14 protein-coding genes and 2 tRNA genes are annotated in these 11,713 nt (G+C 65.0%); 13 read left to right on the plus strand and 3 right to left on the minus strand.

The window, feature by feature from the left end; translation table 11 throughout:
- Nucleotide 1 precedes the first annotated feature (1 nt).
- The 11 genes from CBM2586_RS06080 to CBM2586_RS06130 all read left to right on the plus strand — a co-directional run bounded on the left by CBM2586_RS06080 (nucleotide 2) and on the right by CBM2586_RS06130 (nucleotide 8,973).
- Nucleotides 2-78: transfer RNA gene (locus CBM2586_RS06080), tRNA-Val, on the plus strand.
- 358 nt (nucleotides 79-436) lie between these two features.
- On the plus strand, nucleotides 437-2,344 hold the full coding sequence (gene thrS, locus CBM2586_RS06085; RefSeq protein ID WP_115687034.1) for a threonine--tRNA ligase: 1,908 nt from the start codon (nucleotides 437-439) through the stop codon (nucleotides 2,342-2,344).
- A gap of 47 nt (nucleotides 2,345-2,391) precedes the next feature.
- Nucleotides 2,392-2,913, plus strand: coding sequence for a translation initiation factor IF-3 (gene infC, locus CBM2586_RS06090; RefSeq protein ID WP_081479471.1), 522 nt, complete (start codon nucleotides 2,392-2,394; stop codon nucleotides 2,911-2,913).
- A 167-nt stretch (nucleotides 2,914-3,080) separates the two neighbouring features.
- On the plus strand, nucleotides 3,081-3,278 hold the full coding sequence (gene rpmI, locus CBM2586_RS06095) for a 50S ribosomal protein L35 (RefSeq protein ID WP_006575466.1): 198 nt from the start codon (nucleotides 3,081-3,083) through the stop codon (nucleotides 3,276-3,278).
- 28 nt (nucleotides 3,279-3,306) lie between these two features.
- On the plus strand, nucleotides 3,307-3,663 hold the full coding sequence (rplT, locus tag CBM2586_RS06100) for a 50S ribosomal protein L20 (protein WP_008650487.1): 357 nt from the start codon (nucleotides 3,307-3,309) through the stop codon (nucleotides 3,661-3,663).
- Between the two features lie 250 nt (nucleotides 3,664-3,913).
- Nucleotides 3,914-4,945: a phenylalanine--tRNA ligase subunit alpha gene (gene pheS, locus CBM2586_RS06105; RefSeq protein WP_115687035.1), complete on the plus strand. Its 1,032-nt coding sequence runs from the start codon at nucleotides 3,914-3,916 to the stop codon at nucleotides 4,943-4,945.
- 72 nt (nucleotides 4,946-5,017) lie between these two features.
- A complete protein-coding gene (gene pheT, locus CBM2586_RS06110; RefSeq protein ID WP_115687036.1) occupies nucleotides 5,018-7,465 on the plus strand; it encodes a phenylalanine--tRNA ligase subunit beta in 2,448 nt (815 codons plus the stop codon).
- A gap of 99 nt (nucleotides 7,466-7,564) precedes the next feature.
- Nucleotides 7,565-7,975, plus strand: coding sequence for an integration host factor subunit alpha (locus tag CBM2586_RS06115; protein ID WP_026200608.1), 411 nt, complete (start codon nucleotides 7,565-7,567; stop codon nucleotides 7,973-7,975).
- A 116-nt stretch (nucleotides 7,976-8,091) separates the two neighbouring features.
- Nucleotides 8,092-8,517: a MerR family transcriptional regulator gene (locus tag CBM2586_RS06120; RefSeq protein WP_115662417.1), complete on the plus strand. Its 426-nt coding sequence runs from the start codon at nucleotides 8,092-8,094 to the stop codon at nucleotides 8,515-8,517.
- Between the two features lie 55 nt (nucleotides 8,518-8,572).
- A tRNA-Pro gene (locus CBM2586_RS06125) sits at nucleotides 8,573-8,649 on the plus strand.
- 183 nt (nucleotides 8,650-8,832) lie between these two features.
- On the plus strand, nucleotides 8,833-8,973 hold the full coding sequence (locus CBM2586_RS06130; RefSeq protein WP_165835159.1) for a hypothetical protein: 141 nt from the start codon (nucleotides 8,833-8,835) through the stop codon (nucleotides 8,971-8,973).
- Nucleotides 8,974-8,988: 15 nt separating this feature from the next.
- On the opposite strand, the gene CBM2586_RS06135 is transcribed toward CBM2586_RS06130, so the two are convergent.
- The 3 genes from CBM2586_RS06135 to CBM2586_RS06145 form a co-directional block, all read right to left on the minus strand.
- The gene (locus CBM2586_RS06135; RefSeq protein WP_115662392.1) at nucleotides 8,989-9,213 is read right to left on the minus strand and encodes a DUF2188 domain-containing protein; all 225 of its coding nucleotides are present in this window, start codon (nucleotides 9,211-9,213) and stop codon (nucleotides 8,989-8,991) included.
- Between the two features lie 268 nt (nucleotides 9,214-9,481).
- Nucleotides 9,482-9,985: a cupin domain-containing protein gene (locus CBM2586_RS06140; RefSeq protein WP_115662391.1), complete on the minus strand. Its 504-nt coding sequence runs from the start codon at nucleotides 9,983-9,985 to the stop codon at nucleotides 9,482-9,484.
- Between the two features lie 44 nt (nucleotides 9,986-10,029).
- Complete coding sequence (locus CBM2586_RS06145) at nucleotides 10,030-10,290, minus strand: hypothetical protein (protein WP_112775428.1); 261 nt, start codon at nucleotides 10,288-10,290, stop codon at nucleotides 10,030-10,032.
- A gap of 185 nt (nucleotides 10,291-10,475) precedes the next feature.
- On the opposite strand from CBM2586_RS06145, the gene CBM2586_RS06150 reads away from it, so the two are divergent.
- The gene (locus CBM2586_RS06150; protein WP_115662390.1) at nucleotides 10,476-10,862 is read left to right on the plus strand and encodes a hypothetical protein; all 387 of its coding nucleotides are present in this window, start codon (nucleotides 10,476-10,478) and stop codon (nucleotides 10,860-10,862) included.
- Between the two features lie 491 nt (nucleotides 10,863-11,353).
- Nucleotides 11,354-11,707 (plus strand): hypothetical protein, encoded by a 354-nt coding sequence (locus CBM2586_RS06155; protein WP_115662388.1) that lies wholly within the window; start codon nucleotides 11,354-11,356, stop codon nucleotides 11,705-11,707.
- Nucleotides 11,708-11,713: the final 6 nt, after the last annotated feature.

The raw sequence follows: 11,713 nt of genomic DNA on the forward strand, positions 1-11,713 counted from the left end.
TAGGCTCGTAGCTCAGCTGGTTAGAGCACCACCTTGACATGGTGGGGGTCGTTGGTTCGAGTCCAATCGAGCCTACCAACGAATTGCAGTAAAGCAGTAAAAGCAGTGCGGCAAGTCCGATTCAACCCCAAACGGAACGGAAGGGCATCATGGTTATGACACCGCGAACTACTACCGCTGGCAAGCGACAGTAGTCGAGGTGCGCCTTCGGCCCGGTTGGATCGGGTTTGACAAAGAGAAACGCGGCCTTGGCCGCGTTTTTTTTCGTCCGTCGCTTGCCAGCAGCCCTGACAAGCTGCCGCCGTCTCCCGCGCGGCAGGGCGGGGCCGCAAAGAACAGATCGCCAGCGCGCAGGCCTGCGGGCCGGCGCCACAAGATGCAGTTTGATCCGCCCAGGCCGGCGCAAGGCGCCGCCGGCGGAACCTGGAGAGTCGAAATGATCGCAATCACGCTGCCGGACGGGTCCCGCCGCGAGTTTCCCGGCCCGGTAACGGTTGCCGAAGTGGCGCAGAGCATAGGCGCCGGCCTGGCCAAGGCCGCGCTGGCCGGCAAGGTCGACGGCCAGCTGGTCGACACCAGCTACAGGATCGAGCGCGATGCCGAGTTGGCCATCGTCACGGACAAGGATGCCGACGGCGTCGACGTGATCCGCCACTCCACGGCGCACTTGCTGGCCTATGCCGTCAAGGAGCTGTATCCGGACGCGCAGGTGACGATCGGGCCGGTGATCGAGAACGGCTTTTACTACGACTTCGCCTACAAGCGCCCCTTCACGCCGGAAGACCTGGCCGCCATCGAGAAGAAGATGACGGAACTGGCGCGCAAGGACGAAAAGGTCACGCGCGAAGTATGGAACCGTGACGAGGCGGTGGCGCTGTTCGAGTCGATGGGCGAGAAGTACAAGGCCGAGATCATCGGCTCGATCCCGGCCGACCAGGAAATCGGCCTGTATCGCGAAGGCAATTTCGTCGACCTGTGCCGCGGGCCGCACGTGCCGTCGACCGGCAAGCTCAAGGTCTTCAAGCTGATGAAGGTGGCCGGCGCCTACTGGCGCGGCGATGCCAGCAACGAGATGCTCCAGCGCATCTACGGCACGGCCTGGGCGAAAAAGGAAGACCAGGAAGCCTACCTGCACATGCTGGAGGAGGCCGAGAAGCGCGACCACCGCAAGCTGGGCAAGACGCTGGACCTGTTCCACCTGCAGGAAGAGGCGCCCGGCATGGTGTTCTGGCACCCGAAGGGCTGGCAGGTGTGGCAGGCCGTCGAGCAGTACATGCGCGGCCGCCTGACGGACGCCGGTTACGACGAGGTGCGCACGCCGCAGGTGATGGACCGTTCGCTGTGGGAGAAGTCAGGCCACTGGCAGAACTACAAGGAGAACATGTTCGTCACGGAGTCGGAGAAGCGTGACTACGCGATCAAGCCGATGAACTGCCCCGGCCATGTGCAGATCTTCAACCACGGCCTGCGCTCGTACCGCGACCTGCCGCTGCGCCTGGCCGAGTTCGGCGCCTGCCATCGCAACGAGCCATCCGGCGCGCTGCACGGGCTGATGCGAGTGCGCGGCTTTGTGCAGGACGACGCGCATATCTTCTGCACCGAAGAGCAGATCGTTGCCGAGGCCAAGGCCTTCAACGAACTGGCGTTCTCGGTCTACGACGACTTCGGCTTCAAGGACGTGAAGGTCAAGCTGTCGCTGCGCCCCGACCAGCGCGCCGGCTCGGACGAGATCTGGGATCATGCCGAAGAGGGCCTGCGGCTGGCGCTGCGTGCCTGCGGCGTGGAATGGGAAGAACTGCCGGGCGAGGGCGCCTTCTATGGTCCTAAGGTGGAATACCACATCAAGGACGCCATCGGCCGCTCGTGGCAGTGCGGCACGCTGCAGCTGGACCTGGTGCTGCCGGAGCGCCTGGATGCCGAGTACGTCTCCGAGGACAATTCGCGCAAGCGCCCGGTGATGCTCCATCGCGCCATCCTGGGCTCGTTCGAGCGTTTCCTGGGCATCCTGCTCGAAAACCACGCCGGCGCGCTGCCGGCCTGGCTGGCCCCGGAGCAGGTGGTGGTCATGAATATTGCGGATTCGCAGGCAGAATACGCCGAAAGCGTCGTGCAATTGCTGCAAAAACAAGGGTTTAGGGCCAAGGCCGATTTGCGTAACGAGAAAATTACGTATAAAATCCGCGAGCATTCGCTCCAAAAGGTCCCCTACCTGCTGGTAGTGGGCGACAAGGAGCGGGATGCCAATCAAGTGGCCGTGCGTGCCCGTGGCAACGTGGACCTGGGTGTGATGCCCGTCTCCGCGTTTGCTGAGCGTCTGCAACACGACGTCGCCAGCAAAGCCTGAGGGTGGGGAGCACGGCTTGTTTTTTTGTCTTCTTGAGGTAACGCAACATCGCTACGGACAAAGGTCATCGCATCAACCGGGAAATCAGCGCGCCTGAACTGCGCCTGGTAGGGGTTGATAACGAGCAGCTCGGCATCGTCAAGTTCATGGACGCTCTGCGGCTGGCTGAGGACAAGGACTTGGACCTGGTGGAGATCGCCCCCAACGCGACTCCGCCCGTCGCCCGGATCATGGATTACGGGAAGTTCAAGTACGAGGAAGCCAAGCGCGCCCACGAGGCCAAGCTGAAGCAGAAGATCATCCAGGTCAAGGAAGTCAAGTTCCGGCCGGGTACGGATGATGGCGACTACAACGTCAAGCTGCGCAACCTGAAGCGCTTCCTGGAAGATGGCGACAAGACCAAGATCACGCTGCGGTTCCGTGGTCGCGAGATGGCCCACCAGGAAATCGGCGCGCGCATGCTCGAACGCCTGAAGGCGGACCTGGAAGAGATCGGCCAGGTCGAGCAGATGCCGAAGATGGAAGGGCGCCAGATGGTGATGGTGCTCGCCCCCAAGAAGAAGAAGTAATTCCTGCGCGGTGCCGCGGCCGGGATGCCAGTCATCCCGGCGCTGCGTCGTGCGGAAGTCGCGCGGGGTCCGCCAGGGCCAACGCGCAACAACAAGTGGATGCGGGTCTTGCAAGCGTCGGCGTCAGCCGTCCACCTGCATGCATGTCATATGAGCTGGAGTTTTTCATGCCGAAGATGAAGACGAAGAAAAGCGCCTCCAAGCGCTTTACTGCCCGTCCGAACGGTTCGTTCAAGCGTGGCCAGGCCTTCAAGCGTCACATCCTGACCAAGAAGACCACCAAGAACAAGCGTCAACTGCGCGGTACTCAGGACGTCCATGAGACGAACCTGAAGTCGGTGCGCGCGATGATGCCTTACGCATAACCCCTGACGACAACGAAAGGAGAATTACATGCCTCGAGTAAAGCGTGGGGTCACTGCACGGGCCCGTCACAAGAAAGTCATCGACGCTGCCAAGGGTTACCGCGGCCGTCGCAATAATGTCTATCGCATCGCCAAGCAGGCGGTCATGCGTGCTGGCCAGTACGCATACCGCGATCGCCGCAACAAGAAGCGCGTGTTCCGCGCGCTGTGGATTGCGCGTATCAATGCCGCGACGCGTGAGCATGGCATGACCTACAGCGTGTTCATGAACGGCCTGAAGAAGGCCTCGATTGAACTGGACCGCAAGGTGCTGTCGGACATGGCTATTCACGACAAGCCTGCCTTTGCCGCCATCGTCAACCAGGTGAAAGCCACCGTTGCCTGATGCCGGCTGCGGCGGCGCGTGAGCGCCGCCGGGCAAGCGCCGACCGCAAGGTCGACCGCTGACCGCAAGGTCTGCTGAAACGGGGCTCCTCACCGAGCCCCGTTTTTATTTGCGGTTCCGGATGCCGTTTTGCGATTGTTGGCCAGACCGCATCCGGAAACGCATACCGCACGAAGTGCCAACCCACGTCGGGCCGGCCTTGTCGCATGACAGGGTTTCGCCGACGCCAGAACACTCCACGACCGCCGCCATGTCTCAGGATCTGGACCAAATCGTCGCCGACGCCCAGGCCGCTTTCGCCGCCGCCAATGACAACGCCACGCTGGAAAACGAGAAGGCCCGCTTCCTCGGCAAGACCGGCGCGCTGACCGAACTGCTCAAGGGCCTCGGCAAGCTCGACCCGGAGACCCGCAAGACCGAGGGCGCGCGCATCAACCAGGTCAAGCAGCAGGTCGAGGCCGCGCTGCAGGCGCGCCGCCAGGCCCTGGCCGACGCGCTGATGAACGCGCGCCTGGCCGCCGAGGCCATCGACGTCACGCTGCCGGGCCGCGCGGTGGCGCGCGGCAGCCTGCATCCGGTGATGCGCACCTGGGAGCGCGTCGAGCAGATCTTCGGCTCGATCGGCTTCGACGTGGCCGATGGTCCCGAGATCGAGACCGACTGGATGAACTTCACCGCGCTGAACAACCCGGACAACCATCCGGCGCGTTCGATGCAGGACACGTTCTACGTGGATGGCCGCGACAGCGAAGACAAGCTGTTGCTGCTGCGCACGCATACCAGCCCGATGCAGGTGCGCTACGCCAGGATGCACGTGGAGAAGTACGCGGGCAAGGCGATGCCGCCGATCAAGGTGATCTGCCCGGGCCGTACCTATCGCGTCGACAGCGACGCCACCCACTCGCCGATGTTCAACCAGGTCGAAGGGCTGTGGATCGGCGAGGAGGTCAGCTTTGCCGACCTGAAGGGCGTGTACACCGATTTCCTGCGCAAGTTCTTCGAGCGCGATGACATCCAGGTGCGCTTCCGTCCGTCGTACTTCCCGTTCACCGAGCCGTCCGCGGAAATCGACATGGCCTTCGGCAATGGGAAATGGCTGGAAATTTCCGGTTCGGGCCAGGTGCACCCGAATGTGCTGCGCAATATGGGCCTCGATCCCGAGCGCTATATCGGTTTCGCGTTCGGCTCCGGCCTCGAGCGCCTGACTATGCTGCGCTATGGCATCAACGACCTGCGCCTGTTCTTCGAGGGCGACGTGCGCTTCCTGCGCCAGTTCGCCTGAGCGGCCGCTGTTTCCTGGCTGCGCTCAAACTCGTCACCGACTACACAGAATACTTACCGGATCAGAAGCGCCATGCAATTCTCGGAATCCTGGCTTCGCACCTTCGCCAACCCTGAAAAGATCTCCACCGACGCGCTCTCGCACAGCCTGACCATGGCCGGCCTGGAAGTGGAAGAGGTGGGCCCGGTTGCGCCGCCGTTCGACAAGGTGGTGGTCGCGCACGTGCTGTCGACCGAGCGCCATCCCAACGCTGACCGCCTCAACGTATGCCAGGTCGACGCCGGCACCGGCGAGACCCTGCAGATCGTTTGCGGCGCGCCCAACGTCAAGCCCGGCATCAAGGTGCCGTGCGCGCTGGTGGGCGCGGTGCTGCCGCCATCGGAAGACGGCGGCAAGCCATTCGAGATCAAGGTCGGCAAGCTGCGTGGCGTCGACAGCTACGGCATGCTGTGCTCGGCGCGCGAACTGAAGCTGTCCGAGGACCACGGTGGCCTGATGGTGCTGCCGGAAGACGCGCCGGTCGGCCAGAACATCCGCCAATTCCTGGACCTGGACGACCAGGTCTTCGTCATCAAGCTGACGCCGAACAAGGCCGACTGCCTGTCGATCCACGGCGTGGCGCGCGAAGTGTCGGCGCTGACCGGTGCCGCGCTGAACCTGCCCGACATGACGCCGGTGCCGGTGACGATCCAGGACAAGCTGCCGGTCAAGGTGTCGGCACCGGACCTGTGCGGCCGCTTCTCCGGCCGCATCATCCGCGGCGTCAACGCGCGTGCCGCCACCCCGCTGTGGATGGTGCAGCGGCTGGAGCGCTCGGGCCAGCGCAGCGTGTCGGCGCTGGTCGATATCTCGAACTACGTGATGCTGGAGCTGGGCCGTCCGTCGCACGTATTTGACCTGCACAAGATCCACGGTGGGCTGGACGTGCGCTGGGGCCGCAAGGGCGAGCAGATCAAGTTGCTGAACGGCAATACCATCGAGGTCGACGAGCAGGTCGGGGTGATCGCCGATGACAAGGAGATCGAAAGCCTTGCCGGCATCATGGGCGGCGACAGCACCGCGGTCACGCTGGACACCACCGACATCTACCTCGAAGCCGCGTTCTGGTGGCCGGCCGCGATCCAGGGCCGCAGCCGCCGCTACAACTTCTCGACCGACGCCGGGCACCGCTTCGAGCGCGGCGTGGACTACGCCACCACGGTCGAGCATATTGAGCGCATCACCGCGCTGATCCTCGAGATCTGCGGTGGCCAGGCTGGCCCGGTGGACGACCACGTGGTCAACCTGCCGGTGCGCAAGCCGGTCAGCCTGCGCGTGGCGCGGGCCGAGCGCGTGCTCGGCATCGAGCTGTCGCCGGTGGCCATCGCCGACGTGTTCCAGCGCCTGCAGTTGACGTTCACGCGCGCGCAGGGCGCCGCGGGCGAAGTGTTCGAGGTCACGCCGCCGAGCTACCGCTTCGACCTCGAGATCGAGGAAGACCTGATCGAGGAAGTCGCGCGCATCTACGGTTTCGAGCGTATCCCGGCGCGCCCGCCGGTTGCCGAAAGCGAAATGCGCCCGACCAATGAGGCCAGCCGCTCCACCCACGTGGTGCGCCATGCCGTGGCCGCGCGCGACTACCAGGAGGTGGTCAACTTCGCCTTCGTCGAGGAGAAGTGGGAGCGCGACTTCGCTGCCAACGACAAGCCGATCCGCCTGCTGAACCCGATCGCCAGCCAGCTGGCAGTGATGCGTTCGACGCTGATCGGCGGGCTGGTCGACAAGGTGCGCTACAACCTGAACCGCAAGGCCGCGCGCGTGCGCCTGTTCGAAGTGGGCCGCGTGTTCCACCGCGACGCCGGGGTCGAGGATGGCGGTCTCACCGTGGCCGGCTATGACCAGCCGATGATGGCCGCGGGCATCGCCTACGGCCCGGCGTTCGAAGAGCAATGGGGCATCGTCACGCGCAACGTCGACTTCTTCGACGTGAAGGGCGATGTCGAGGCGCTGTTCCATCCGCGCGTGCCGCGCTTCGAGCCGGTCTCGCATCCGGCGCTGCATCCTGGCCGCGCCGCGCGCGTGCTGCTCGACGGCAAGCCCGTGGGCGTGGTTGGCGAACTGCATCCGCGCTGGCTGCAGGAATATGAACTGGCACATGCGCCGGTGCTGTTCGAATTGCAGCTCGACGCGCTGCGCGGCGCCGGCCTGCCGGCGTACACCGAGATCTCCAAGTTCCCGGCCGCCGTGCGTGACCTGGCCGTGGTCGTGAAGCAATCGGTACGCGTGCAGGACCTGCTCGACTCCATGCGCGCCGCGCTGGAAAAACAGGGCTATGGCCGCTTCTGCCAGAGCCTGGTGCTGTTCGACGAGTTCCGTCCCAAGGGCGCTTCCACGGCCATCGGCGCGGACGAGAAAAGCCTTGCGTTCCGGGTGACCTTGCAAGATACTGGGTCGACCCTCCAGGACGAGACCGTCGACAGCGCGGTGCGCTGCATGGTCGACGCGCTGACCGAAGCCTTCCAGGCGCGGCTGCGCGGCTGATCCGTCGCCAGGACCGACGCCAGGACCGACGGAGCACCATAAAAAGGGCGCCCGGGCTTGCCCCGGGCGGATCGCCAGACAGACACTCGAGCGATCGACATGAATGATCGAGACGCGAATTCCATGACCGCTGCAGCACTGGGTGAGATGAGCGACCGGCAGGCATCCTCCCTTGACGATGCAATGCCGGACGCCCGCGCGACCGAAGTTCCCACGCTGACCAAGGCCGAGCTTGCCGAGATGCTGTTCGACCAGGTGGGCCTGAACAAGCGGGAGTCGAAGGACATGGTCGAGGCCTTCTTCGATGTCATCCGCGAAGCGCTGGAGCAGGGCGACAGCGTCAAGCTTTCCGGCTTCGGCAACTTCCAGTTGCGCGACAAGCCGCAGCGGCCCGGCCGCAATCCCAAGACCGGCGAAGTCATCCCGATTACCGCGCGCCGCGTGGTGACGTTCCACGCCAGCCAGAAGCTCAAGGGCCTGGTCGAAGAACGCGCCGGCATCGCCGGCTGACGCGTCACCCGAACGGCGGATTGCTTCCCGAGGCCGGCATCGGTATTCTTCTGGGCGCGCGCGCAACGCGCGCCAACCTCCTGGCCGGCATGGCCTGACGCTCGTCTACACACTGCATGTCGGACAAACCCAGCGACCGCATCGCGTTGCCGCCGATCCCGGCCAAGCGCTACTTCACCATCGGTGAGGTGAGCGAGCTGTGCGCGGTCAAGCCGCACGTGCTGCGCTACTGGGAACAGGAGTTCACGCAGCTCAAGCCGGTCAAGCGCCGCGGCAACCGCCGCTACTACCAGCACCATGAGGTCTTGCTGATCCGCCGCATCCGCGAGCTGCTCTACGAGCAGGGCTTTACCATCAACGGCGCGCGCAATCGCCTCGACGAAGGCCGTCATCACAGCGCGGCCACGCCAACGGCGGTATCGAGGGAAGCGGTCGAGGAAAAAGCGCCGGCATTGTCGGTCGACATCGCCGGCCTGCGCAATGCGCTGGTCGACGTTCAGCATCTGCTGGCACAGCTGCGCGAGATCGCGAAGCACGGATAATTTCCGCGTCAGGAGCTAGTCATACGAGAAATGCTTCTGTTATAATCTTTTGCTTCGGGGCGTAGCGCAGCCTGGTAGCGTACCTGCATGGGGTGCAGGTGGTCGGAGGTTCAAATCCTCTCGCCCCGACCAGACAAGAAACCCGCTTGGCAAATCGCCAAGCGGGTTTTTTTATTTCCGTGTCCCGTGGCGAGCGCGTGCTACTTCGCGCCTGGAACGGGCAGGGTCAGCGCGTGAGCGAAACCATGGCCGTTCTTGATTCAGCCCGTTGCACCTATAGTGGTGGCACAGTGGACTTTCGCGACGGAGGCTGTCATGACCGACAAGGGCAACGGGATCGCCGGCACCACCTGCATCGCACTGGCAGTAGCCGGCCTGGCGCTGACCGCATCGCTGGTGCTTGCTTATTACGCGACCCGCGCGCGTGTGGAGGGGCTGCGAGCCAGCGGCGGCTGACGCGCAGCGGACTGTTCAGCCTTTGATCTCGCGAGGATCGTTGCCAAAGCTGTTGCGCATCCGGATGCGGCCATCGCGGCCGTGGACGAGCAGTTCTGCCTGGAGTTGCCGGGCTTTCTCGGTGCCCGCGGCGATCGCGTCTTCTTGCGTCGCGTAGAGTTGGCGCCCGCCCGCGCCGTCTTCGGATTCAATGGCCCAGCCGTTGTCGAGCGGAACGACGTGGATGTTCTTGGCCGGCATGGCGCACCTCCGTGGTGGAAGATGCCCTAGTCTCCACGCTGCTTCCCGTGGCCGGTATCGGTGGCCGTCTGACAGCGCTGGTGTCTTTTGCGGCGCAGCTTGCATGGTGCGACTTCGATCATGTGACTCGGGGGGTGGAAATCAGAAAAGGCGCCGGGATGCCGGGGTGCTCCGGGCATCGCGCCAGTGCGGCTGCACGTAGACTGCGCCGGCAGTACTGACCAGCCCGCCCGCACCCCGCCGCGGCGGGCTGTTTTTTTGCGCGGCGCTATCGGAGCAGCCGCTGCCACCGCATGTCATGTCCGCGCACGAGCCCGGCAAGCGTCGCCGCGCTGGCCAGTTCGAACTCGCTGAACTGGAAGGCGGGGGCCACGGTACAGCCGACCAGAGCAAAGTCCTCGGCGCCAGTGTCCACGCGTTCGGCGGCAAACCACTGGCCACCCGGCACCAGCGCCTGGAAGGCCGCGCCGGGATGCCGCAGCGGGTCGCCCAGGCGCTGGGTGACGATGGTGCCGTCGACGATGCGGTGCACGTCCAGCGGGGAGCCGGCGTGGTAGTGCCACAGCTCGTCGGAGCGGATGCGGTGCCAGGCGGAATAGTCGCTGCCGCCAAGCATGTAGTGGATCGCGGTGCAGGCTTCGCGCGTGCGCCCGTCCTGGCATGCGACGCGTTCCTCGCTGCGATAGGTTTCGCGGTAGTAGCCGCCTTCCGGATGTGGCCGCAGCTCGAGAGCGCGGATCAGTTGGCGTGCGGTCGGGCTCAGGTCTGGCATGGGGGCATGGCGCGCGGCGCATGGGCGGGATCGGAAGGCATAGCTTAAAGCAGGGCAAAGCGCGCCTGCGCGGGGCCGACCAGCGCGGGGCGGCTCACCGGATAGCGGTGGCGCATGCCTTGCGCCTCGAACGACAGGAAGTCCGGGGTCCAGCGCAGCGACTGCAGCTGGCGCGGCTCGATGCCATCGACCAGGATGGCGCCGGCGTTCACGCAGACGCTGCCGCAGCGCAGCCGCACGGATTCGGTGTCGTCGCCGAAGTAATGGGCTTCAAGCAGGATGGAATCGGACTGGTACAAGGGCATGGCAGTGTCCTGATACTGTATGGATGTACAGTATAGCCGGCGGCATGCCGTTCGGTCATCCTCCCGATTCTCAATTTTGGCCAGCGGTGCGCCGCTCGGTGATCGGCGCCTGGTATAACCTGAAACCGATGACAGCGCCCATGACGCTGTCTTGCCGGGACCGCCGGGTCGCTACAGGAGATGCCATGGCTGGGTGCGGAAGCAAAGCCTGCTGGTTCGGCCTGGGCGTGCTGCTTGGTGCGGCGGCAGGCGGCGCGTTGGCGTGGTCGGCACGCGCGGCCGGCGGCCAGCGCGAGCCGCGTCAGTCCGATGCGCCACTGCTGCCTGCCGATGTCACCGCAGACCAGGTGCTCACCGATGCCGCCACCGATGTGCTCGAGTACCGCGGCTTCGTCATCCACGTGTTCTGCCATGCGCTGGGCATGGGGCGCTTCAAGGCGCTGTGCGATATCTGGGAAGCGGGTGCCGTGGTGCTGGAAGGCGGGGCGCCGCCGACCACGCATGCCACGCCGGACCAGGCGCGGGCCGCGGCGATAGCGTGGGCGCAGCAATGGGTGCAGCGCAATGGTTGAAGCGCGGAGCGATGCCGGCCCACCACCGCAATCGGAGCAATCGGCGCAATCGGCGGCAAATCGACCCGCTGGCGCGCGCCAGGCCTGATAATCGCGTCGGTGCCGGCAGTTCGATTGGCACCATCTTCCAGGAGCATTCATGTTTGTTTGTGGGAACCAGGCTTGCGGCGCCAGCTGGGAGCCGGACGAGGTGCAGATCCGCGATGAAGGGCAGGGACTTGTGTTCCGTTGTCCGCAATGTGGCGCGCGCAACCATGTCGTGGCGCGCACGGCGAAGGATGGCAGCACGAGCTATCGCCAGGTAGCTGCCAGCGCAGCGCAAAAGGCACCCGCGCAGCGGAAGGCGCCGGGGAAGGCACCGGCGCAGGGTCGCGCCAAGCCCGCAGCGCGCTGACCGGTAGCGGCGGCAGGCCATGTTACCCCACCTGTGTGGGGTCAAATTCACATCGATGGCGGCTTAAGCTAGGTTAGGCAGGACCGTTAAACACAACATGGACTTTGCCGACCTTCCCAACGACCCCGCTTCCAATGCCGAGCGCATGGGCTGGGCCAACGCTTCGCCTGAAGTTGTCGCGAAGGTGTTGAACTCGGCGCTGGCGGCGCAGGACCTGTCCGGCTTTGCCGCGCTGCTGTCGGACATCGCGCGCGACCGCGGCCTGAAGGGCGAGCGCACGGCGCACCAGTCGATCTACGACATGCCGTACGCCAGCCTGTTGCCGCGGCAGAAGCACCTGCTGTCCGATGCCTTCGAGCTGCTGATCCTGCTCGGCCTCGAGCTGCGTCCGCGCAGCGCCGATGCCGATGCGGACCTCGGCGCTGACCCTGGCGCTGACACCGACGAGTAAGCCGCC

The organism is Cupriavidus taiwanensis, assembly GCF_900250115.1.
Lineage (GTDB): Bacteria > Pseudomonadota > Gammaproteobacteria > Burkholderiales > Burkholderiaceae > Cupriavidus > Cupriavidus taiwanensis_B.